This window comes from Proteus terrae subsp. cibarius, from assembly GCF_011045835.1.
GTDB classification, from domain to species: domain Bacteria; phylum Pseudomonadota; class Gammaproteobacteria; order Enterobacterales; family Enterobacteriaceae; genus Proteus; species Proteus cibarius.
Map to the genome: position 1 here is coordinate 2680401 of NZ_CP047349.1, position 24755 is coordinate 2705155.

A 24755-nucleotide genomic window follows, 5' to 3' on the forward strand; every position below is an offset into this window, starting at 1 on the left:
CATATAAAATTTACAATTTGATAATTATTTTTAATAATTTATATTAGGCTAAAACATTAGTCATAATGTGCGATACATCTCTAAATAATATGCTTCTATAATTGTGATAAACAAAAAAATTACCTATATTACTCATCCATTAAATACTGGCAGGTAAATCATGGATAAAAATTTAAAAGAAATTGAATGCGAAATTGCGGCTCTAAAAATTGTTATCAAATCTTTACTTTCTACGTTAAATGATAGACAACGAAGGGATATGTTGGGCAATATATCTATAGTGCTTGAGGATACATCAAACAAATACCCTCAACTCAATGAAGTTATTAACTTAACTGAGCAATACGTGAAGAAACTTACTCAAGCCTAATGAAAACAATATTTGCTATTGCTATAAAGTTTACCCCCTAATTTTATAGGGTGCTAATAGCATCCTATTGATTATTTTATATAGTTATACCGTTATTTTTCTTTCATTAATACAATACTAAGTTAAATTTTCTGAATGTCTATTTTCCACATCTAAAATATCCTCACATTTACTGTTTTAATGAAAAATACGATAAAATCGTATGTTCTTTTATCAATTTAATTTTTTCTTGGATTTAAGTAAACAATTAATTAATATGAAAAATAATTTATCACACAGCAATAAATTGTCGTTCCTTTGAGGATCTTATGGAAAAAAAAGTTGTCAATATAGAGTATGAAATTGCAGCAGTAAAAGTAGTTTTGAAAGCCTTATTATTGACGTTGACCGATAAACAAAAAGAAATAGTGATCCAAGATATAAATAAGACCGTCAATGATGCTTATATCGATCATCCTCAATACCAAGATGTTATAAACAAGACAGAACAATATATAAAAAAAATGCTCTAAACATTGAGACACTATTCTTCATCATCCTCTCTTTATTATTTATATTAAAGAGGATTTATATCTGCATCTTTAAAAAATCAAATCACTTCAAGCTTTAACATAATCACTGATTGATTATGAAAATTAAAATGGAAAGTACTTTTTAATTGATTGAGTATAATAAAATAATATTGTTATTTATAGATCGTTTAATTTTGATAATAATTTTCTGTTTCACATGATAAAAATAATAAAACATGACGACTTAAATACTCAATCAATGAGCAAGTTAAGCTCATTGATACTGTTAAATAAAAGCAAGAATAATAAGAATGTAGCCTTTATATTTATAATATTTTTGCGCCTAACGAGTAAAAACTTACCACATTAGACACATACTTTATAAATTTTTTCTATATCAACGATGAGCTAGATTGAATTTTTGTACCGATTGCTGTAATTCTTCGGTTTGTCTTTCTAATGAAATGGCTGCTGCTGAAACTTGTTCAACTAAAGAGGCATTCTGTTGTGTTACGCCATCCATTTGAGTAATAGCCACACTCACTTGACCAATACCTTTACTTTGCTCTTCAGATGCAATAGTGATTTCTTTCATTATTGACGTTACCTGTTTAACTCCCGTCAAAATATCTTCCATCGTTTTTTCCATATCACTGACTAAGCTTGCACCTTTTCTTACTCGCATAGAGGAGTCAGCAATAAGCACTTCAATCTCTTTAGCGGCTTTGGCACTATCTCCTGCTAAATTACGCACTTCATTGGCGACGACCATAAATCCTCGACCATGAGTTCCTGCCCTTGCCGCTTCTACTGATGCATTTAAAGCAAGTATATTTGTTTGAAATGCAATATTATTAATAACGTTGATGATATCTGCAATTTTATTTGAACTATCAGAAATCTCATCCATTGTTGTTACAACAGATTCAGCTAGTTCATTGCCTTTTTCAACAGTCACTGATGCAACTTCAGCCAATTCTCTCGCCTGATAAGCATGTTCCATATTCTGATTAACGGCAGCTGTGATTTCTTCCATGCTTGCGGCTGTTTGCTCTAGTGCCGTCGCTTGCTCTTCTGTACGAGAAGCCAAATCGTTATTCCCTTTGGCAATTTCAGATGCACCTCGATAAATACTGTCACTTCCCTGACGGATAGTGCTCACTGCTTCATGTAAACTATTTTGCATTCCATTCAATAATGGTATTAATCGCCCAGCACAATTATTACCAAAAGGCTCGAGTGGCTGACTCAAATCACCTTCTGTAATTTTCACAAAATGTTGGCGAATACTTTCAAGTGGTTTTTGTAACATTGACACTAAATAACGATCAGTGAGGATCAGAATAATTCCCCCTAAAATAGCGCTAATGATAATAACGATTTGTGTTACTTCAATAAGCTCATCTACTTCTGCAATGGTTCTATCAATTTTTATATTTGCGACATTATTAAAGTTTTCACTCACATTACCCAATTCACGGCTCAACGTAGGTGTTACATTTTTTGCATGGTGTTCATATTGCTCAATAGTGCCATTGAGCGCTAACTCCATTTGCTTTTTTACTCCTTGCTCAAAAAGCGTTTGCCATACATCCATTAGCTCTTTTGACACTTTTGCATCCATCGGCCCCGGAGAAACAGATTTCATATATTCAATCTGTTTTTCCATGTTCTCCATTGCGATTTGTGCTTGTGTAAAGTCAACTTCTTTACCCTTTGCTTTTTGTTCTACCAAACGATTAAGCCGCGAAGTAAAACGAAAGTATTGGTCATTTCCCTGACTGAGTGCGGCCATTTGCTTTATTATTTGATTATCAGCCTGATTGCCTTCAGATATTTGTGATAGTGACCATGCGCTATAAAGACTGACACTGCCAAATAACACACATAAAGTCCCCAGTATGATTATCATCATCAGACGAATAGTAATGTTACGAAGTTTCTGCATCGAATTTCTCAACTAACAAGATAAAGTAAGCCCAATAGGGCGTAATGTACTCTTATCGACACTTTTTCAATTTATTTTAATTTTTTACTAATTTTTTTTATAAATTGTTTTTTTATTTTCTATACATAAAAAGAGTTAGTTAAGGGAAGTAAAAATGTTACTTATATATCATTTTTTATAATTTGATATAAAAAACAAAAAAAACCATAAAATCAATTAACTATAAATTTAGTGACTTAAACAACAAATAAGAAGTGCTAAAGAAATAAAAAGATAATTTGGGAAAGAAATAAACTTTAGAATATTCTTAATTTAATCATGTAATAAAAAATCACCTCAAGCTATACGTGACTTGAGGTGTTCGTATTTAATATTTAGAAAGTGGTTTCTATGCCAAATCTGACAGTACATCCTGGAATTGGCATATAAATAACCGACTTCGAAAGATCGTGCTTTTTCAGGTTTAATCGGATATTGGGGGTTATAAGAATATGTTTGATCTGATATAGAGCTCTCAAATAAACTTGGTTTTCTATAAGTATCTGAACATTTGGTTTATTGGTTTGATAAAACAAATGAAAATAGAATTTGAACAGAGAGTATTGAGATGATATTGAGGAAAGATAAGTTGGAGCGGGCGAAGGGAATCGAACCCTCGTATAGAGCTTGGGAAGCTCTCGTTCTACCATTGAACTACGCCCGCAATTTATTTTCTTGATTATACGCTTCCCTAATTGAACGACAATCCCCTTCTTATTCAAATGATTACTTAATCATCGCAAAAAAGACAACTCACTGTTTTTAAAAACAAAAAAGCCACCTTTCGGTGGCCTTATAACTATATTGTTCTTCGTTAATGCTATTGTTAAATTAAGGATTTATTTAAAATAACAATTATTTATTAGGGCGCATTGCCGGGAATAAAATAACATCACGAATGGTATGGCTGTCAGTAAATAACATCACCATACGGTCAATACCAATACCTAAACCAGCTGTTGGAGGTAAACCGTGTTCTAATGCCGTAATGTAGTCATGGTCAAAGAACATCGCTTCTGCATCACCCGCTTCTTTTTGGCGAACTTGATCTTCAAAACGCTCTGCTTGGTCTTGAGCATCATTAAGTTCTGAGAAGCCATTACCAATTTCACGACCACCAATAAAGAATTCAAAGCGATCAGTGATAAATGGATTATCATCGTTACGACGAGCCAGTGGAGAAACTTCAGCTGGGTATTCAATGATGAACGTTGGTTGAATTAAGTGGCTTTCAGCAACTTCTTCAAAAATTTCACATTGAACACGACCTAAGCCCCAGCTTTTCTCAATCTTAATACCGATAGACTGAGCAATAGCAACCGCTTTATCCATATCATCAAGATCAGCCATTGCAGTTTCTGGACGATATTTGCAGATAGCTTCTTTCATGGTTAATTTGGCAAATGGTTTACCAAAATCAAACTCTTGATCACCATATTTCACTAACGAAGAACCCAGTACATTTTCAGTTAATGTACGGAATAACTCCTCAGTTAATTCAATCAGGTCACGATAATCTGCATACGCCATATAGAGTTCCATCATGGTGAACTCAGGGTTGTGACGTGGTGATACACCTTCGTTACGGAAGTTACGGTTGATTTCGAATACGCGATCAAAACCACCGACAACTAAACGTTTTAAATATAACTCAGGCGCAATACGCAGATACATATCGATATCTAACGCATTATGGTGAGTAATAAACGGACGCGCACTTGCTCCACCAGGGATAGTTTGCATCATCGGCGTTTCAACTTCCATAAAGCCTTTATTCACCATAAATTGACGGATACCCGCCATAACTTGTGAACGAATTTGGAAAGTTTTGCGCGATTCTTCGTTAGAAATCAGATCTAGATAACGCTGACGATAACGCATTTCTTGGTCAGCTAAACCGTGGAATTTATCTGGTAACGGACGCAGTGCTTTAGTTAATAAACGCACTTCTGTACAGTGAACACTTAATTCACCTGTTTTCGTTTTGAAAACACGACCGCGAGCACCTAAGATATCGCCCAGATCCCATTTTTTAAATTGCTCGTTATAAATACCTTCTGGTAAATCATCACGAGAAACATAAAGCTGAATACGGCCACCCATGTCTTGCAATGTAGCGAAAGATGCCTTGCCCATAATACGGCGAGTCATCATACGACCTGCAATAGAAACTTCCACATTCGCTGCTTCTAACTCTTCTGCACTCATTGCATCATACTTTTGATGTAATTCGTCAGACAGAGCGTCTCTGCGGAAATCATTTGGGAATGCGTTACCATTATCGCGTAAAGCGGATAATTTTTCGCGGCGTGTTTGCAGTTCGTTATTTAAATCAGGTGCCTGCTCCGCACCTTGTTGCTGTTGCGACATGTTTTTCCTCACAGGCCCGCTTTTAAGCTAGCTTCAATAAATTTATCAAGATCACCGTCTAATACTGCTTGCGTATTACGTGTTTCCACACCAGTACGTAAATCTTTAATACGTGAATCATCAAGAACATAAGAACGAATTTGACTACCCCAGCCAATATCGGACTTGTTATCTTCCATTACTTGCTTGTCTGCATTTTTCTTCTGCATTTCCAGCTCGTATAATTTCGCTTTCATCTGCTTCATTGCCTGATCTTTGTTCTTATGCTGAGAGCGATCGTTTTGGCATTGAGTGACAAGACCTGTTGGAACGTGGGTAATACGCACAGCAGATTCTGTTTTGTTAACGTGCTGTCCACCCGCACCTGAAGCACGATAAACGTCAATACGTAAATCAGCTGGGTTGATTTCAATATCAATATTGTCATCAACTTCAGGGTAAATAAAGGCAGAGCTAAATGAAGTATGGCGACGGCCACCTGAGTCAAATGGACTTTTACGAACTAAGCGATGAACACCTGTTTCTGTACGTAACCAACCATAAGCGTACTCACCAATAATTTTGATAGTCGCTGATTTTAATCCTGCAACATCACCGTCAGATTCTTCAATAATTTCTGTTTTAAAGCCTCTTGATTCAGCCCAACGTAAGTACATACGCATCAGCATACTTGCCCAATCTTGCGCTTCTGTACCACCAGAGCCTGCTTGTAAATCAAGGTAGCAATCCGCACTGTCATATTCACCAGAGAACATGCGACGGAATTCTAATTGCTCAAGCTTTTTATTTAAACCATCTAATTCAGCAATAGCTTCGTTAAATGTTTCTTCATCATCAGCTTCAACCGCTAAATCAAGTAAACCAGAAACATCTTCTAATCCTTGATCTAACTGATCGATTGTTTCTACGATAGCCTCAAGAGATGAACGCTCTTTGCCCAATGCTTGTGCCCTTTCTGGCTCATTCCATACATCAGGTTGTTCTAATTCAGCGTTAACTTCTTCTAAACGCTCTTTCTTGGCATCATAGTCAAAGATACCCCCTGAGAACATTTGTTCTTTCAGAGACTTCTTCTATTTGGTGTTTTACGGGGTTGATTTCAAACATACTTTTTCGTCTTTATGTTGTTTTCAAAAAACAATTGGAATAAATTTTGAACCGCATATTGTAACGGATATATCAGCGGGTTTATAGCATTTATATACAATTGTCTACCAGATAGTTATTACCATAACAACGTTACCCTTTATATCACGATAAATTACTTACTTATTCGTGTTAACAAGGCCAAATGTGCTCAACAAGCAGTTGTGCATTACGTTGTCCTCTAAACTCATTGACATCTAGTCGATAGGCTAACTCTACCGTTTTAATGCTGTTATCCGGCCACATATTGATATCAACATTGAATGCAATCGCATCAATCATTAAATGACTATTCACTGGCTGAAGCATCATTTTTAAATGCTTACTACCTACAATACGTTGTTGTAACAACGTAAATTTACCGTCAAATAGAGGTTCAGGAAAAGCCTGTCCCCAAGGCCCTGCTTCTCTGAGCATTTCGGCGATAGGCAATGAAAGTTGATTATCGGTTAGTTCGCCATCCGATAAAATTACGCCTTGTAACTGTTCATCGGAAACCAACTCTGCCATCAAAGACGAAAAATGACGCTGAAACAGTGGGAATTTATCTTCTTCAAGTGAAAGCCCAGCCGCCATTGCATGCCCACCGAATTTCACCATCAATCCCGGATTTAACGTATTTAATCGTTCTAATGCATCTCGAAGATGTACACCACTTATTGAACGACCAGAGCCTTTCAACAGACCATCACCGCTAGGTGCAAAAGCAATAACAGGGCGATGCAATTTTTCTTTAATACGAGAAGCTAAAATACCCACAACGCCTTGGTGCCACTCAGGGTGATAGATCGCTAAACCATTTGGTAAATCATGTTGTGTTCCCATAAATTGACGGAAAATGATTGAAGCTTCTTCTTGCATACCCGCTTCAATTTCACGCCGAGTTTGATTTAATCCATCAAGTTCATTAGCAATTTCACGCGCAGAACCAATATTGTCGGTTAAAAGTAAAGCAACTCCCACAGACATATCATCAAGACGTCCGGCTGCGTTTAAGCGAGGCCCTAAAGAGAAACCCAAATCGCTACTGACTAGTTGAGCGAGTTCTTTTCGAGAGACTTCCGTTAGCGCTTTTATTCCTACACAACAACGTCCAGCCCTAATTCGGCGTAATCCTTCATAAACAAAAATACGGTTATTTTCATCAAGAGGAACAACGTCTGCCACTGTGCCTAATGCAACTAAATCAAGAAAATCCGCCATATTGGGGCGAGCTAAGTTTTGTTGCTCAAACCAACCTTGCTTTTCTAACTCAGCTCTTAATGCCGTCATTAAATAAAAAGTAACGCCAACACCAGCTAATGATTTAGATAAAAAAGAACAATCTGTCAGGTTAGGATTAATAATCGCATCCGCAGCGGGTAAGGTTTGTCCGGGTAGATGGTGATCAGTAACGAGGACACGAATACCATATTCATGAGCTGTATCCACACCTTCAAAAGAGGAAATTCCATTATCAACAGTGATAATGAGATCAACCCCCTTTTTAGCAACGTCATGAACAACTTGAGTGCTTAAACCATAGCCATCATCAAAACGATTAGGAATATGATAGCTAACTTGCTTAAATCCCATTTGTCGTAATGCTTTAATCGCAAGTGCGGTACTTGTTGCGCCATCAGCATCAAAATCGCCAACAATAACAATACGAGATTGTTTCTGTAACGCCTCAATCAGTAATGAAATTGCCGTTTCTATTCCTGTTAATGTTTGATAATGAAGTAAGCCTTTTAACGATCGTTCTAGTTGAACTTCAGATGTTATTCCACGATTAGCATAAATTTGTCGTAATAAGGGATCTAAGTTATTCGGTAATTGAGTTGCCTGTGCAATTCGACGACGCAGTGTCGGTTCAATAGTGACCATAAAACGTAATTACTTCTCTTTTTTATCTAATAATTCAACAAGGTTTTGAGCAGAAATATATCCACCATAAATACTGGCATTAGGTAATACAATAGCGGGAGTGCCTTGAATACCCATCATGGTGCCTAATTTAAAGTGTTCATTGATATTGATTTTTGCACATTCATCAATGGGGATAATTTTGTCACCTTTAAATGCACTGTCTAATGATTTATTAGGAAAACCACTACACCACACGGCATTCATTTCTTTACTCACAATATTATTGCCAACACCGTTACGAGGAAATGCCAAATAACGCACTGTTACACCTTGTTTATTCAGTTCAGGTACTTCTTGGTGAAGTTTTTGGCAATAAGGGCAACTGATATCAGTAAAAATGGTGATCATATGACGCTCATTACGCGCTTTATAAACAATCATTTCATTCTTAAGTGAATCTATTTTTTTCATAATAACTTGATTAGCAATACTAACTGGCTCACCACTACTAATATTATAAATAGGCCCTGCAGTCAGATATTTACCATCATCTGTAATATAAAAAATGCCTTTATCTGATAACACTGCATTTAATCCAACAATCGGGGTTGGTTGAATACTCTCTGCTTTAATCTGCATTTTAGCTAATTGCGCTTCAATAGAAGCATTGTCAGCAAGCACTGGCATTGACACCATACTTAATAAGATTGGCAACCAGAATAATTTCTTTTTCATTTGAATTCCTATTTAACACCAGCTATTTAGCGGCTATCCCCTTGGGTGATGTTGCTGATGAAGCGCCTTCAAGCGCTCTGTTGCAACATGGGTATAAATCTGTGTTGTAGAGAGGTCACTGTGCCCCAATAACATCTGTACAACACGCAAGTCTGCCCCATGATTTAAGAGATGTGTCGCAAATGCATGACGCAACACATGGGGTGATAGTTTTTCAGTATCGATCCCTGCTATCACGGCATAATGTTTTATCCGATGCCAGAACGTTTGTCGTGTCATTTTTTGCCCTCTTAAGCTAGGAAAAACAATATCGTCCGTTTTCCCTTGCATTAAAGTGGGTCTTCCATATTGCAAATATTGCTCTAGCCAGTAAATAGCTTCTTCACCTAAAGGAACTAAACGTTCTTTATCACCTTTACCAATAACACGTAGCACACCTTGTCGTAAGCTGATATCAGAAAGGGATAATCCCACAAGTTCAGAAACACGAAGCCCACACGCATAAAGAACTTCAAGCATTGCTTTATCGCGCAATTCAAGTGGCTCATCAATACAAGGTGCATTGAGTAAATCATCAACTTGTCGCTCACTTAAATCTTTTGGTAAGCGCTTGGGAAGCTTAGGAGTTGAAAGTAATGCGCTAGGATCGTCTAAACGTAATTTCTCACGATATAAGTATTGGAATAATCGGCGCATTGTACTAAGCAATCGAGCGGCGCTGCTGGCTTTATAGCCTTCATCTAAACGTGTCGCGAGAAAAGATTGCAAATCCAAAGTAGTGGCTGATAACCAATCTAATTGGTGGTGTGCAAGCCATTGTCCTAGTGCTTGTAAATCTAAACGATAAGAGCTAAGTGTATTAGCAGATAAGCCTTGCTCTAACCAAATGTTGTCGAGAAATTGTTCAATGATAATATCAGTATCTTCATTGATATGAGTTGTCTTTTTTGTCGATAATTTGGTTTGTGACACGGTCTTGCTCTCCCTCTCTTTAGCTCATAGCCTTTACATTATGCCTTATAAAAAATTTTTTCTGGTACAATAGTGACCTTTATTGGCAAAAATATCCTAAAAACCTTTATGAAAATTGGTCTATTTTACGGTTCTAGCACCTGTTACACCGAAATGGCAGCAGAAAAAATTCGTGATATTCTCGGTGAAGAGTTTGTTGATCTTCATAATGTTCAAGAGTGTGATATCTCGCTTATGGAACAATATGACATCCTTATTTTAGGTATTCCAACTTGGGATTTTGGTGAGATCCAAGAAGATTGGCTCAATATTTGGGATACATTGCCGACATTAAATTTAAAAAATAAGCTTATTGCAATGTATGGGATGGGTGATCAAGTTGATTACAGCGAATGGTTTCTGGATGCGCTGGGTATGCTCTACCATCATTTATTACCAAGTGGTGTTAAATTTATTGGATTCTGGCCTGTTGATGGGTATGAATTTGTCAGCCCAAAACCTTTATCGGATGATGGTAAACATTTTGTTGGTCTTGCATTAGATGACGTTAACCAGTTTGAAGAAACTGATGAACGTTTATCACAATGGTGTATGCAAATTCTACGTGAAATAGAAGAAAACTTATAAATTTAATATCCAGGTATTAAATATCTGGATATTGCATTAATAACTGAGAGAAGTTACGCCACTCATTTTCAGTCATACTATCAAAAGCGACCCATAACGTGATTTGCTTTTTATTTAGAATAGAAGTCAACGTTATTCGAGTACCAAAACGACTAATCCAAGGATGTTTTGTTATTTGCCATTCATGCTGTTTCCATTGAATTCGATTACCATTCAGTAAAACAAAATCCCCTTTGATACGACTAATATTCTTTTGTGTGAAATACCAACTGCCGATCAGGAAAAGTAACAGTGGCACCCAAACATAAATAAAATCAGGAGGCCACGGATATAACAGTAAGCCTATCACAAAGGCAACATAAGTAACCGTTGAGAAGAGTTGAGTGAACCATGATACTGTGAGGTGCGATTTCCATAAAATCACGAGTTATATTAACTCCTGCTGTAATTCTATACGGATATAAATAAGTTAAAGATAATAAAGACCAACCTATTTATAATGTAACTTCTTTCTTAACCTTGCAAATAATTTATCTTACATTTTAGCTCAAATATTTATGGCTACCCTTTCTATTTAATATGTGTTCAAAAAATATAACTTAATAATAAATACGTAATTAATATTCTTTTTTAATCGTTGTTTTAATAAATTTAGCATACCTGATTTATTCAGTATAAAACGAAAAATATTGAAAAAAGGCGATTTAAGCCATAATTTTTAGAGATAGCACGCAAACTTAACGTAACTACATTTGTTATTTCAGTAAATTTTAGAGTGTTATTAGTATTATTAATTTTTTATATAAAAATAAAAACGCCTTTATTTGATGAGAAAATAAAAGCGTCATTTTTAATCAATCTTAATTGCTATTTAATCTATCGCTGATTTGATAATCTATTTTATTAATATTTATCAACGATCTCCGCCATTCTCGCTTTATTACGCTCTTGGATTAATTTCACCATATAATAGAGCGCATCATCATCAGGCCGTCCATGATTCATTAACCAGTTAAATAAATCAGGATCTGCACACTCTAGTAAACGAACAAAAAGCGCTTTATCGTTATCAGATAGCGTATCGTACTCATTCTCGAAAAAAGGCATGATAGAAATATCCAGTTCACGCATTCCGCGACGACATGCCCAGTTAATTCGTGCTTTATTCTCTATATCGATAGTCATACTCTGCTCTTTACATTGTTCAAATCAAGAAATACCACTATTTCTTCCTAGCCCTGATGATAGTCTTATCGCAAAATTTTTAACATCAAAATGATCACAGTTTGCAGGTTTAGTCTCATAGACAACCTATTGAACACGCTTTCATTTGTTATTTATCAGGTTCATTTTCTGTGCGTTAAAAATAATAATGACTTGCATTGTCTTGTCACTCTTTTACCATAACTGATGTATCTGATTAATTTAATAGCTGGTGACATCATGACTCAAAATTCTACTCAGGCTAAACGCCCTCATGCAGCAATCAATTTGCCATTAACACTGGTTTCTTTAGATGAATGGTCACTGATAACAGCAACAGGTGCTGACAGTGAAAAATATCTACAAGGTCAATTAACTACGGATATTGCAGCCCTCCCAACAACGACACATACATTGTCTGCACACTGTGAAGCAAAAGGTAAAATGTGGAGTACGCTTCGCTTATTCCACCAGCAAGAAGGTTTTGCTTATATTCTGCGTAAAAATGTCGCGCAAAAACAACTTGCTGAATTAAAAAAATATGCCGTATTTTCAAAAGTAACTTTAACTGAAAATACAAATAGCGTTTTATTAGGATTAGCCGGACAAGGTGCTGCTCTTGCATTGGCCAATTACTTTCCAAATATCCCTCGTAAAGCAAATGAAGTTGTTAATCACCATAATACTTATATTCTTCAGCTACCTTTACCTACTGAACGTTTTTTAATCGTAACAGATGAAGAAACCGCAAAAAATCTTGCGGTAACATTAAAAGCAGAAACCAGTAATAGCGAGCAATGGTTAGCCTTAGATATCGAGGCTGGATATCCTATTATTGATACTCCCAATATTGAGCAATTCTTACCTCAAGCAACAAATCTGCAAGCATTACCGCTGAGCATCTGCTTTAAAAAAGGCTGTTATACCGGACAAGAAATGGTATCTCGCGCAAAATTCAGAGGTGCCAATAAACGTGCAATGTACCTATTATCAGGTGGTGGTACTGAATTACCTGAGATTGGCGGTAGCATTGAATGGCAATTAGGCGAAGATAAATGGCGTAAAACAGGAACAGTATTAAGTGCTGTACGTATGGCTGATAATACTATTTTGGCTGAAGTTGTTATGAATAACGATATGGAGCTCGATAGTGTATTTAGAGTTCAAGGCGATAACATCAGCCGTCTAGTCATTAAACCACTGCCTTATTCTTTAGAAGAAGAGTAATTTTTATTAATCATACCAATACGGATTTTTATGACACAATTACCTAAAGGGGCATTTGGCCCCTTCTCTGATACGATTAACTTTATTATGGAGTTAGATAAACTAAAACGTGTTTATCGTAAAAATAATGTATTAGACAATAGTCGTTCTGAAAATACCGCAGAACATAGCTGGCACTTTGCCGTTGCAGCAATGAGTTTTCAGCCCTATGCGGGCGATATTGATATGGGGCGTGCTATTCAATTAGCTCTTGTTCACGATATCGTTGAAATAGATGCTGGCGATGTGATGGTTTATGACGTTGCCGCTCGTGAAGCAATTAAAGAGCACGAACAAAAAGCTGCAAAACGTATTTTCTCTTTATTACCTTCTCCACAAAGCGAATATTTCCTCAATTTATGGTTGGAATATGATGCAGCTGAAACACCTGAATCTCAGTTTGCCAATATTCTTGATCGCGCGATGCCGATGCTGATGAATTTGCATAATGAAGGTCAAAGTTGGGTTGAAAATAATATCCGCTTAGAGCAAGTATTAGCGCGTAATCTGTTTATTGAAAAACAGTGGCCGGAATTTTGGCAATATCTCTACCCTCAATTATTAGAGGCGCAGAAGAAAGGCTGGCTGAAGTAATATATTCATTGTTAAATTTATTAAATAAAAAATACCGATGGCTAACTTAATCATCGGTATTTTATTTAGGAATATTGCTAGATTAAAGCTTATTCATAATCACTAATTGGTGCGCATGAACAATGTAAATGGCGGTCGCCATACACATCATCAAGACGTTTAACCGCAGGCCAATATTTGTTTTGTTTCGTTGCTTCACTTGGGAACACCGCACATTCACGGCTATAACTATGTGACCACTCTTGCACTAATTCATATTGTGTATGAGGTGCATTAACTAATGGGTTATCGTCGATTGGCCATACGCCTTTATCTACCAGTACAATTTCAGCACGAATAGAAAGCAGAGCCTCAATAAAGCGATCAATTTCAACTTTACTTTCGGATTCTGTTGGCTCAATCATTAATGTACCCGCAACAGGAAATGACATGGTTGGAGCGTGGAATCCATAGTCAATTAGACGTTTAGCCACATCCATTTCACTGATACCGTAGTTCGCTTTTAATGGACGAATATCGATAATACATTCATGTGCTACATAACCATCAGCGCCAGCATAAAGAATGTCATAGTCATTTTTCAGACGTTGTGCGATATAGTTCGCATTTAAGATAGCCACTTGGCTGGCTTGTTTAAGCCCTTGTGCGCCCATCATACGAATATACATCCAACTAATTGGTAGTATTGAAGCGCTACCAAATTGAGCTGCAGAAACCGCACCTTGTGTAGTAACATTCTCCATTTCAACAACAGAATGTCCCGGTACAAACGGTGCTAAGTGTGATTTCACACCAATAGGCCCCATACCTGGACCACCACCGCCATGAGGAATACAGAAGGTTTTATGTAAGTTTAAGTGAGAAACATCAGAGCCAATAAAGCCCGGTGTAGTGATCCCCACTTGCGCATTCATATTGGCGCCATCAAGATAAACTTGTCCGCCATATTGATGAATGATTTCACAAACTTCACGAATACCTTCTTCATAAACACCATGTGTTGATGGGTATGTCACCATTACACAAGAGAGTTCAGCTTGATGTTTTTCTGCTTTGGCTTTTAAGTCCGCAATATCGATATTACCGTTATCATCACAGCCGACAACAACCACTGTCATTCCTGCCATATGGGCAGATGCTGGGTTAGTACCGTGTGCTGAACTTGGGATCAAACAGATATGTCTCTCACCTTCTCCACGACTTTGGTGATAACGACGAATAGCTAATAAACCGGCATATTCACCTTGAGCACCCGAGTTTGGTTGCATACACATCGCATCATAACCCGTTAATGCAGCAAGCCAACTGGAGAGTTGTCCAATCATCACTTGATAGCCCTTCGCTTGATAAGCAGGGCAGAATGGATGTAGCTCGGTAAATTCAGGCCATGTGATTGGGATCATTTCAGCGGCAGCATTAAGTTTCATCGTACATGAACCTAATGGGATCATCGCTTGATTCAATGCTAAGTCTTTATTTTCTAAACGATGCATATAACGCATCATTTCTGTTTCACTGTGGTAATGATGAAAGTTTTCATGCGTCAGCACAGTGTCTTTACGTTGCATAGAAGCAGGAATTGACGCTGATGCAGAAGCCACTTGTTTATCAAGTGCATCAATATCACCCGCAAATACTTTACCACTGATAATTTCAACAAGCTTTAATACATCTTCACGTGTTGTAATTTCGCTTAGCGTTACACCCACGGCTCCCACAATATCAGTACGTAAGTTAATTTCAGCATCTTTAGCACGTTGTAATACAGCCGCTTTATCTGCGGTATCAATCGTTAAGGTATCAAACCAAGTTTTATGACGTAATACCATACCGTTTTGTTGTAAACCTGCGGCTAAAATATCCGTTAAACGATGAATACGTTGAGCGATGGTTTTTAATCCTTCAGGCCCATGATAAACAGCATACATCGCCGCAATATTGGCAAGTAAGACTTGGGATGTACAAATATTGGAGTTCGCTTTTTCACGGCGAATATGTTGCTCACGCGTTTGCATCGCCATACGTAATGCACGATTACCCGCAGCATCACGAGAAACACCAATAATACGTCCCGGCATCGCACGTTTATATTCATCACGACAAGCAAAGAATGCCGCATGTGGTCCACCATAGCCCATTGGAACACCAAAACGTTGCGCTGAGCCTAATACGATATCAGCACCTTGATGACCCGGTGCGGTGAGTACCACCAGCGCCATTAAATCAGCGGCAACACTGGTAATAATTTTGCGTTCTTTTAGTGCTGCTAATAACTTACTGTGATCATGAACTTCGCCCGTTGTGCCGACTTGTTGTAATAGCACGCCAAAGACGCCTTCAAGCTCTAATACTTTTTCAGCCTTATCAACAATCACTTCAAAACCAAAGGTATCAGCACGAGTTCTGACAACATCTAAAGTTTGAGGGTGAACATCATCAGCAACAAAGAAACGATCCGCATTTTTTAATTTGCTTACACGTTTTGCCATTGCCATTGCTTCTGCAGCTGCTGTTGCTTCATCTAGCAACGATGCAGAGGCGAGATCCATTCCTGTGTAATCAATTGTAACCTGTTGGAAATTCAGTAGTGATTCTAGACGACCTTGAGAAACTTCTGGCTGATACGGTGTATAAGCGGTATACCAACCCGGATTTTCTAATAAATTACGCAAAATCACAGGGGGTAATACAGAAGGTGCGTAACCCATTCCAATGTAAGAAGTAAAACGTTTATTTTGGCTAGCGATCGCTTTTAGTTCAGCCAAGGCTTCTTGCTCTGTTGCTCCTGCACCCACATTCGGTGGTGTCTCTAATTGAATATTATCTGGAACAATTTTTTGAGTTAATTCATTTAATGAGGAGACGCCAACAGCACTGAGCATCTCTTTAATCTGTTCTGGTGATGAACCAATATGGCGACGAATAAATTCATCGCGATACTCTAACTGATTTAAAGTCTGTGTCATTGCAAGTAATTTCCTGAATTCACTATGAATGGATAGGTAAATAGCACACGGCTTAAAGCGCGTTGAAATAGCATTACGACAACAAGCTAACAAATAAAAACGCCCCGGCATTGATTTGACGGGGCGCTTCGTTTTACTCTTCGCTATCTACCAGTTCTTGATAACCCGCAGCATCAAGTAAGTCATCTAATTCGCTTTCATTATTTGCTTTAATGCGAAATAGCCAACCTTCTCCGTAAGGTGCGCTGTTTACCAGCTCTGGAGAACCATCTAATTCTTCATTTACTGCGATAATTTCACCCGATAATGGTGAATAGATATCTGATGCAGCTTTTACTGATTCCGCTACTGCACAATCATCACCCGCTGCTACTTCTCTACCCACTTCAGGTAGATCAACAAACACCATGTCACCTAATAATTCCTGTGCATGTTCAGTAATACCGATAGTGTATTCACCATTGCCTTCTGAACGGATCCACTCATGAGACTGCGCGTATTTTAATTCACTAGGTATTTGACTCATTGACCTTACTCTCCATTTAAAATAATTGTGCGTGTTATACCAATGCTTTACCTGAACGAACAAAACCAGGTTTTACTACTTCTACTGGCATCTCACGATTACGCATTAATACAATTGCGCTATCTTTTATACCTGCGGGAACTCTTGCTAATGCAATACTAAAGCCTAATGTAGGCGAAAAAGTACCACTTGTAATAATACCTTCTCTTAATTCACCTAAATCATCAGTAAAGTGTACGGCAGTACCTGCACGCAACACACCTTTCTCTCGCATTACAAGACCCACAAGTTTATCTGTGCCTGTTGCGCGTAATTTTTCTAATGCTTCTCGACCAATAAATTGACGATCTTCCGGTGCCCATGCAATCGTCCATCCCATATTCGCTTCAAGTGGATTAATAGTTTCATCCATCTCTTGGCTATAGAGGTTCATTCCGGCTTCTAAACGTAATGTGTCTCTCGCACCTAATCCTGCAGGTTTAACACCCACAGCTAATAATTTTTTCCAAAAATCGACTGCTTGCTCTTTTGGCATTGCGATTTCATAGCCTGCTTCACCGGTATAGCCTGTTGTTGCAACGAACAGGTCTCCAAGCTCTACACCATAGAAAGGCTTCATAGCAGACACAACTTGGCGTTGCGCTTCAGTTAATAAGCTTTGTACTTTCTCTTGTGCATGAGGACCTTGAACAGCGATTAATGCCAAATCATCACGAACAGTGATATCCACAACATAATCTGAAGCATGTTGTTCAATCCATGCCAGATCTTTTTCACGGGTCGCGGAGTTCACAACGAGACGATAGAAAGAATCATCAAAGTAATAGACGATAAGATCATCAATTACACCACCTGATGCATTTAGCATACCAGTATAAAGCGCCTTACCTTTTTCGGTGAGTTTAGCGATATCATTCGCTAATAAATAACGTAGAAAATCTTTAACTTGCGAGCCATGTAAGTCAACAATGGTCATATGAGAAACATCGAACATACCTGCATCACGACGTACAATATGATGTTCATCTATTTGGGAGCCATAGTGCAAAGGCATCATCCAACCATGAAAATCGACCATACGAGCACCGCAGGCTACATGCTCATCATACAACGGAGTCTGTTTTGCCATTCTTCCCTCTTTCTACTTTTACTTTAGATTATTCAGAGAACGCATTTGTTAAATATAAAATTAAACTTGATTTGAAATCATAGTGTTAATCTTAAGCTTAAGTTTATTTTTAAACATAGATTTAACAAATACGAGCAATTAACGTACAACGCAAACGATACCATCCCCTTGAACTTAGCATTGTGAGAAAAAATAAACCATAAGTTAAAATAGGGTATAGTGTCTCTTAATCATAATGTAGACATATGGGTATGCAGAACTAATGATTGCAATTATGCGTATCAGCGCTCATTTTTAGCGAGGAATTACTGAAAAAAAGGAATTAGTGCAAAGAATAGACTGAAAAAATAGATTTTTTTAGTTCTATTTCTTCAGTCAGATATAAATAAAAGTAATGTGAAATAAGCGAGGAATTAGATTTTTTCAACTGAAGTGAAATTTTTATCACTTAACCATTCAGGTAAATCAGAAAGCCCCATTGCTTGCTCAAGTAACTTAGGTTTTACCCCCGGTAAACTATCTGCTAACGAAAGGCCGATATCCCGAACCAGTTTTTTAACTGGGTTGTTGCCAGCAAAAAGTTCACGGAATCCTTGCATACTTGCCAGCATTACGGCTGCTGCATGTTTGCGACGACGCTCGAATCGTCTCAAATAGAGATATTCACCAAAATCTTTACCTTCTGCTTTTAAGCGACGGATCTCACCAATTAACTCTGCAACATCCATAAAGCCGAGGTTAACGCCTTGTCCAGCTAAAGGATGGATTGTATGTGCCGCATCACCTAATAGTGCTAAACGAGGAGCGGCAAATTGGCGAGCATAACGGCCTGTTAATGGTATGGTCATGCGATCACTCATCAATTCACATTGACCTAAACGCATATCAAAGGTCACGCCTAATGTACGCTCAAATAAGGTTTTTTCTGCATTTTTATAACGTTCAGCAAGGTTACTTGGCAAAGACCAAACAATAGAACAAGTATGAGGATCAGAAAGAGGTAGAAATGCCAAAATACCTTCACCATGAAATACTTGACGCGCAACATTATCATGAGGCTGTTCAGTACGAATAGTAGCAACTAAGGCATGATGTTCATAATCCCAAAAAGTCAGTGGAATATCTGCGTGTTTACGTAACCATGAATTAGCGCCATCAGCTCCGACAACTAATCTTGCCGTCAACATCTCACCATCATTCAGGGTTATAAATGCATCATTCTCCCCCCACACTACACGCTCAATCTGCGTTGATGAATAGAAGGTAATATCACTGTGGCTTTCGCATTTTTGCCAAAGCACTTCACGAATAAGGTTATTTTCAATAATAGAGCCTAAGTGGCTGAACCCTTCTTTTTGTGCTGAAAATTCAATACGACCAAAACTATCTTGATCCCAAACGTCCATACCTTGATAAGGCGCGGTTCGTAATGCCTGTAAGTTTTCCCAGACACCTAATTTTTTCAGCAACATTTCACTGGCTGTATTAATAGCAGATACCCGTAATGAAAAATCATCCTGTGGGTGAAAAAGCTTCGTTACTGGGTGATTTTCTATTATCGCTATACGTAATCCACACCCGTGTAATCCGCTGGCTAATGCAAGCCCAACCATTCCACCACCAGCAATAACAACATCAAATGATTTCATAATAAAAGTATCCTAAAAAGCGATTATTTTAGAGCGCGCTATTCTTTCTGTTTGTCTAGTCTGTCCAGCCTAATGTTTGATGCGCCAATTTATCTCTCATCATCGGAAGCAATTCCATCGTCATTAACCCTAAATTGCGAGAAACAATCAGTGGCACACAACGATTTGCAAACACTTTCACCAACCCATCAGTAATAGAGATTGTTTTTTCTCTATCTTGCTGGCGCAATTGTTGATATTGAGAGAGCACTCGATAACTGCCAATATCGGTATTGGCATTAATCGCTTGAGTGATCGTATTAGTGAGCGCCATAACATCACGTAAACCGAGGTTAAAACCTTGTCCTGCAATAGGATGAAGTGTTTGCGAGGCATTTCCAACTAACGCTAAACGATGTCCAATAATTTGATTGGCTTTTTGTAGTGCTAAAGGGTAACAATTTCGCTTACCAATATGCTCTATCTTTCCTAAACGCCAGCCAAAATCACGCTGTAAATGTGCGATAGTTGTTTCATCATCCCACTGTGAAACTTCATCTAGTTTTTCAATAGGATGACACCACACTAATGAGCTACGCCCTTCACTCATCGGTAACATGGCTAATGGACCAAATTCTGTAAAGCGCTCAAAAGCTTTACCTTGAGGATCGATTTGCGTTTTAACATTAGCGATCACAGCCACTTGGTTATAAGGCTCTCGTTGCCATTGAATATTGCACTGGTGACCGATAGGTGAATTCGTACCATCAGCAGCAATCAGTAAGTTACCCGATAATTGCGTACCATCATCAAGTGTTACCTCAACAGAATCGATATTACGCTGAACTTGTTCAACTTTAGCAGGGCAATGAAGCGTGATATTAGATTGTTTTTTCAACTTGGCAAAAAGCTGGCGTCCAGCATCATGCAATTCAATAACATAACCCAGTGCTGAGATATCATAGTCTTGTGCATGAATATTAACAAAACCACAATGCCCTCTATCAGAGACATGAACATGATTAATGGGAGTAACAAAAGGTTTTAATGTTGACCAAAGCCCGATTTGCTCTAACCGTCTCGCTGTTCCATGTGCTAATGCAATCGCTCTTGCATCAAATCCTGGATGTCCATTATCTGGCTCTCTTGCTTCAATTAGCGAAATTGAAATCTTACCTTTATTTAATGCAGAAAGTGCAAGTGCTAATGTCGCACCAGCCATCCCACCACCCACAATAATCACATTCATGCTGATTTTAGCCTTAAATTTTTCCAGCCATCAGAGCTTCAATTTCATCAGGATCTTTAACGACAGATGCCGTTAAATTCTCATTGCCTGTTTCCGTGATAACAATGTCATCCTCAATACGAATACCGATACCACGATACTCTTGTGGCACATCTGCATCTGGTGCAATGTAAAGTCCCGGTTCAATGGTCAGTACCATACCCGGTTCTAAAATACGGTCACGCTCAGTGCCATAATGTCCAACATCATGAACATCAAGACCTAACCAGTGGCTTAAGCTATGCATAAAGAAACGCTGATAGGCTTTTGTCTCAATAAGATGATCGATTTCACCGTGCATAATGCCCAGTTTAACCAGCCCTTCGACCATGATATACACGACATGCTCAGTGACTTCTTTGATACTTGTACCAGGTTTGTACAATTCCAAAGAAACATTGATGGATTTTAAGACGATGTCATAAATTTCGCGTTGTTGACGGCTAAATTTGCCATTAACAGGAAAAGTACGGGTGATATCGCCCGCATAGCCTTCATATTCACAGCCTGCATCAATGAGAACTAAATCTCCATCGCGCATTTTAGTTTCATTTTCGGTGTAATGAAGAATACAACCATTTTCACCACTGCCGACAATACTGTTATAAGAAGGGAAACGCGCACCATGAGAAACAAACTCATGTTCAATCTCACCTTGAAGTTGATATTCGTACATACCGGGCTGACATTTTTGCATCGCACGCGTATGTGCCAATGCAGTAATTTTTCCGGCTTTACGCAGTAATTCAAGTTCAAAATCAGATTTAAACAGACGTTGTTCATGAACCATTGGACGCCAATCAATAATAGTTTGTGGCGCTTTTAAGTTACGGCGAGATCCTTTTCTTAAAGTTTCTAATGCACTAAAGACTATCTCATCAGCAAACGCATATTCACCTTGAGCATGATAAACAACATCTAACCCATTTAATAATTGGTAAAGTTGTTCACCCACATCTTCATAAGGTAGCGCCTTATCAACACCCAGCTTTTCAGGTGCAGCTTCTTGTCCAAGGCGACGACCAAACCAAATTTCAGCGGTTAAATCTCTAACGCGATTAAAAAGCACACTATGGTTATGTGTTTCATCACTTTTAATCAGCACAAGAATAGCTTCAGGCTCGCTGAAACCAGTTAGATAAAGGAAATCACTATGTTGGCGATAAGGATACTCACTATCGGCATTACGTTGCGCTGGTGGTGCGGCAAAAAAGATAGCTGCACTCGCAGGCTTCATTTGTGCTAATAATGCCTGACGACGGGATAAAAATTCTTGCTTATTCATACCCACTCCTGTCTTTCATTTATCTTTATGGTTATCTAATTAATGATGAAATTAATGTAATACACGTTGCTCATTTTGTTTGTCATTTCCTTTGTCTTTTGGTGCGACAAAAGTGATATAACAAAGTTGAACGGATACTTTTACATATTCACTGACTTCTTCAAGCGCATCTTCAAGTTCTTCTTGGTTTTCGTCTTCTTCGTAACCTAGCGCACCAATATTACGTAAATCAGTAATCACTTCGGTCAATTCTTTATGATCAGACAACTTAGGTTGAGCAACTCCCAGACCTAAAAGAAAATGATTAACCCAACCTGCAAGAGCATCGGCTCTTGGAAAAACAGATTCAGATTCGTCAGGTACTAACATCGAGAAATTGAACACACTGTCATCGAGTTGTTCTAAGGTGATGTGATAAAGCTCTTCAAGTGGCTCTGATAGCGTTTTAGGAAAAGCTAAGCCTTCATTGGTCAGATCGTGTAATAAGGTTTTCCAACTGCTATCACGCACTGCACCACAAATAAATCCCGTGATCAAACCATGCATTTCAGCCGCGGTTAAAGGTACTGTATGTTGCTGTAATAATGCATCAATAGTTTGATAATTCGGTAATGTGTTCTGTTTTGACATAAGAATAAACGTCGCATTTAGGGGAATAGTTCAAGATATGCTACCATCAATAGAAGTCGCTGTACCAGTTAAGCCATGTTAATCATTGGAATTTTTGCAGTAATAGCGTTTAATACAGCGTTATAACCGTATACACTACTAAACACGTAGCACAGATTTTATGTCAGGAAGGAATCATGTCCGCACAACCCGTTGATCTTCAAATTTTTGGGCGCTCATTACGTGTCAATTGCCCACCAGAACAAAGAGATGCTTTACTGGCTTCTGCTGCTGAACTGGAACAACGATTACAAGATCTCAAAGAACGCAGTGGTGTTTCCAATACAGAGCACTTAATTTTTATCGTGGCATTAAATATGAGTCATGAGTTGGCAGAAGAAAAGTTAAAAACCAGAGACTATGCCTACAACATGGAAGAGAAAATAAAAATGCTACAACAATCCATTGAACAAGCTTTACACGATCAAGGCAAGCACCATGATCGCACTTTTTCAACTGCGAAGTAGATTTGTTCAGAAAGCATGCGTACACCACGAAATTCACAGATAATAGGTTGCTTTCTACAATTAAAATAATACAATAGTTCATAGATAAGGTGCTTAGCGCACCCACCAAATTTCTCTGAGATGTTTGCCAGCGGGCCAGTCCCCTGAGCCGATATTCGAAACACATAGAACGTGGTGATCTGTTGCTTGTGAGCATACCCGATTCGTTCAGGCAGCCTAATGGTAGCAACACTATGTTCACCTTGGACCATGGGTTCAAGGGTTACAGCTTGCGGCGGCATCTTGGAGACCTCCTACTAAAGTTCTAAACACTAAGTATTTTATAACTACTTAATGTTTAGAACTTTTTTTATGCTTTCATTCTCATATCTTCAACTTCTTCGCTTTCTTACCTCTAAAGTGTGATAAATTGATTTAAATGATGGTTTCCACTTAATACCAACCGCTTATTGATGGATTGATGAATGACACACACTTCACTTTTTCAACAAAGAGATGAGATCCGCAAAGCTATTCGCCAAAAACGTCGTTTACTCACATTAGAAGAGCAACAACAAGCAGCTGATAAATTATGTGAACAAGTTCTTGCTCATCCTAAAGTCAAACAAGCACAAACTATTGCACTATTTCTTTCTTTTGACGGTGAAATTGATACATCATCTTTGATCTCCCAGCTATGGGCATTAAATAAACAAGTTTGTTTACCTGTATTACACCCATTTCATCGCCACCATCTTCTTTTCTTACGTTACACACCTTCTACAACGTTAGTAAAAAATCGTTTCAATATTTCTGAACCTCCTTTAAATGTGAACATGGTTATTCCCATATCTGATATTGATATTATTTTTACCCCCTTAGTGGCTTTTGATGCACAAGGCCAACGATTAGGTATGGGAGGCGGTTTTTACGATAGAACGTTAGAAAACTGGCAACAAAAATCATTTTACCCAATGGGTCTTGCTCATACTTGCCAACAAGTTGATTATCTCCCTACCGCTAATTGGGATGTTCCATTACCTGAAATTATTACTCCTGAAAAAAGGTGGCATTTTTAAACTATTCTATTTTTTATCATTAATAATTATCTGTGTTTTTTTATATTTTTTATAAAAAAAACATTCTTAAATACCTTTTACATTTCCCTACTCAAAAGGTATTTATCCT

Annotated in this window: 22 protein-coding genes, 1 tRNA gene and 1 other RNA gene; 8 read left to right on the plus strand and 16 right to left on the minus strand. The window is 38.0% G+C overall.

The window, feature by feature from the left end; genetic code table 11:
• Positions 1-160 precede the first annotated feature (160 nt).
• Positions 161-370 (plus strand): sigma-S stabilization anti-adapter protein IraP, encoded by a 210-nt coding sequence (locus tag GTH25_RS12540; protein ID WP_075670880.1) that lies wholly within the window; start codon positions 161-163, stop codon positions 368-370.
• A 308-nt stretch (positions 371-678) separates the two neighbouring features.
• Positions 679-882: a hypothetical protein gene (locus GTH25_RS12545; protein WP_075670878.1), complete on the plus strand. Its 204-nt coding sequence runs from the start codon at positions 679-681 to the stop codon at positions 880-882.
• A 397-nt stretch (positions 883-1279) separates the two neighbouring features.
• On the opposite strand, the gene GTH25_RS12550 is transcribed toward GTH25_RS12545, so the two are convergent.
• From GTH25_RS12550 to xerD, 7 genes are all read right to left on the minus strand, one after another.
• Positions 1280-2830, minus strand: a complete 1551-nt coding sequence (locus tag GTH25_RS12550; protein WP_099659334.1) for a methyl-accepting chemotaxis protein — start codon at positions 2828-2830, stop codon at positions 1280-1282.
• 629 nt (positions 2831-3459) lie between these two features.
• Positions 3460-3533 (minus strand) — tRNA-Gly (locus GTH25_RS12555).
• 191 nt (positions 3534-3724) lie between these two features.
• The gene (gene lysS / locus GTH25_RS12560; protein ID WP_099659330.1) at positions 3725-5239 is read right to left on the minus strand and encodes a lysine--tRNA ligase; all 1515 of its coding nucleotides are present in this window, start codon (positions 5237-5239) and stop codon (positions 3725-3727) included.
• 8 nt (positions 5240-5247) lie between these two features.
• Positions 5248-6346 (minus strand): peptide chain release factor 2 gene (prfB, locus tag GTH25_RS12565; protein ID WP_099659329.1). Its coding sequence is split into 2 segments (ribosomal slippage): positions 5248-6270 and positions 6272-6346, totalling 1098 coding nucleotides; the frame shifts between segments, so codons are not numbered across the junction.
• A gap of 171 nt (positions 6347-6517) precedes the next feature.
• Positions 6518-8251 carry a single-stranded-DNA-specific exonuclease RecJ gene (gene recJ, locus GTH25_RS12570; RefSeq protein ID WP_164530609.1) on the minus strand — a complete coding sequence of 578 codons (1734 nt, stop codon included), beginning with the start codon at positions 8249-8251 and terminating at the stop codon, positions 6518-6520.
• A 9-nt stretch (positions 8252-8260) separates the two neighbouring features.
• Positions 8261-8968, minus strand: a complete 708-nt coding sequence (gene dsbC / locus GTH25_RS12575; protein ID WP_075670870.1) for a bifunctional protein-disulfide isomerase/oxidoreductase DsbC — start codon at positions 8966-8968, stop codon at positions 8261-8263.
• Between the two features lie 33 nt (positions 8969-9001).
• Positions 9002-9940, minus strand: coding sequence for a site-specific tyrosine recombinase XerD (gene xerD / locus GTH25_RS12580; RefSeq protein ID WP_075670868.1), 939 nt, complete (start codon positions 9938-9940; stop codon positions 9002-9004).
• A 108-nt stretch (positions 9941-10048) separates the two neighbouring features.
• On the opposite strand from xerD, the gene fldB reads away from it, so the two are divergent.
• The gene (gene fldB / locus GTH25_RS12585) at positions 10049-10567 is read left to right on the plus strand and encodes a flavodoxin FldB (protein ID WP_075670948.1); all 519 of its coding nucleotides are present in this window, start codon (positions 10049-10051) and stop codon (positions 10565-10567) included.
• A gap of 16 nt (positions 10568-10583) precedes the next feature.
• Here the strand turns inward: fldB and GTH25_RS12590 are convergent, their stop codons facing one another.
• Both GTH25_RS12590 and sdhE read right to left on the minus strand, forming a co-directional pair.
• A complete protein-coding gene (locus tag GTH25_RS12590) occupies positions 10584-10991 on the minus strand; it encodes a protein YgfX (protein ID WP_159242097.1) in 408 nt (135 codons plus the stop codon).
• Between the two features lie 479 nt (positions 10992-11470).
• The gene (gene sdhE / locus GTH25_RS12595; protein ID WP_075670946.1) at positions 11471-11746 is read right to left on the minus strand and encodes an FAD assembly factor SdhE; all 276 of its coding nucleotides are present in this window, start codon (positions 11744-11746) and stop codon (positions 11471-11473) included.
• A gap of 264 nt (positions 11747-12010) precedes the next feature.
• Between sdhE and ygfZ the strand changes: the two genes are divergently transcribed.
• Together ygfZ and GTH25_RS12605 are read left to right on the plus strand one after the other, a co-directional pair.
• Complete coding sequence (gene ygfZ / locus GTH25_RS12600) at positions 12011-12997, plus strand: tRNA-modifying protein YgfZ (protein WP_099659328.1); 987 nt, start codon at positions 12011-12013, stop codon at positions 12995-12997.
• A 30-nt stretch (positions 12998-13027) separates the two neighbouring features.
• On the plus strand, positions 13028-13630 hold the full coding sequence (locus tag GTH25_RS12605; protein WP_164530610.1) for an HD domain-containing protein: 603 nt from the start codon (positions 13028-13030) through the stop codon (positions 13628-13630).
• A gap of 89 nt (positions 13631-13719) precedes the next feature.
• Here GTH25_RS12605 and gcvP read toward each other — a convergent pair whose 3' ends face one another.
• The 7 genes from gcvP to GTH25_RS12640 form a co-directional block, all read right to left on the minus strand.
• Positions 13720-16596, minus strand: a complete 2877-nt coding sequence (gene gcvP / locus GTH25_RS12610; RefSeq protein ID WP_164530611.1) for an aminomethyl-transferring glycine dehydrogenase — start codon at positions 16594-16596, stop codon at positions 13720-13722.
• 133 nt (positions 16597-16729) lie between these two features.
• Positions 16730-17122 carry a glycine cleavage system protein GcvH gene (gcvH, locus tag GTH25_RS12615; RefSeq protein ID WP_006533681.1) on the minus strand — a complete coding sequence of 131 codons (393 nt, stop codon included), beginning with the start codon at positions 17120-17122 and terminating at the stop codon, positions 16730-16732.
• A gap of 34 nt (positions 17123-17156) precedes the next feature.
• Positions 17157-18251: a glycine cleavage system aminomethyltransferase GcvT gene (gene gcvT / locus GTH25_RS12620; protein ID WP_075670858.1), complete on the minus strand. Its 1095-nt coding sequence runs from the start codon at positions 18249-18251 to the stop codon at positions 17157-17159.
• A gap of 413 nt (positions 18252-18664) precedes the next feature.
• The gene (gene ubiI, locus GTH25_RS12625; RefSeq protein WP_156733803.1) at positions 18665-19900 is read right to left on the minus strand and encodes an FAD-dependent 2-octaprenylphenol hydroxylase; all 1236 of its coding nucleotides are present in this window, start codon (positions 19898-19900) and stop codon (positions 18665-18667) included.
• Positions 19901-19955: 55 nt separating this feature from the next.
• Positions 19956-21128 (minus strand): 2-octaprenyl-6-methoxyphenyl hydroxylase, encoded by a 1173-nt coding sequence (gene ubiH / locus GTH25_RS12630; protein ID WP_075670854.1) that lies wholly within the window; start codon positions 21126-21128, stop codon positions 19956-19958.
• A gap of 13 nt (positions 21129-21141) precedes the next feature.
• Positions 21142-22452 (minus strand): Xaa-Pro aminopeptidase, encoded by a 1311-nt coding sequence (pepP, locus tag GTH25_RS12635; RefSeq protein WP_075670852.1) that lies wholly within the window; start codon positions 22450-22452, stop codon positions 21142-21144.
• A gap of 51 nt (positions 22453-22503) precedes the next feature.
• A complete protein-coding gene (locus GTH25_RS12640) occupies positions 22504-23082 on the minus strand; it encodes a YecA/YgfB family protein (RefSeq protein WP_075670850.1) in 579 nt (192 codons plus the stop codon).
• Between the two features lie 176 nt (positions 23083-23258).
• On the opposite strand from GTH25_RS12640, the gene zapA reads away from it, so the two are divergent.
• From zapA to GTH25_RS12655, 3 genes are all read left to right on the plus strand, one after another.
• Positions 23259-23588, plus strand: a complete 330-nt coding sequence (gene zapA, locus GTH25_RS12645) for a cell division protein ZapA (RefSeq protein ID WP_023581530.1) — start codon at positions 23259-23261, stop codon at positions 23586-23588.
• 109 nt (positions 23589-23697) lie between these two features.
• Positions 23698-23881: non-coding RNA, 6S RNA (gene ssrS / locus GTH25_RS12650), on the plus strand.
• 171 nt (positions 23882-24052) lie between these two features.
• Complete coding sequence (locus GTH25_RS12655; protein ID WP_075670848.1) at positions 24053-24646, plus strand: 5-formyltetrahydrofolate cyclo-ligase; 594 nt, start codon at positions 24053-24055, stop codon at positions 24644-24646.
• Positions 24647-24755 lie beyond the last annotated feature (109 nt).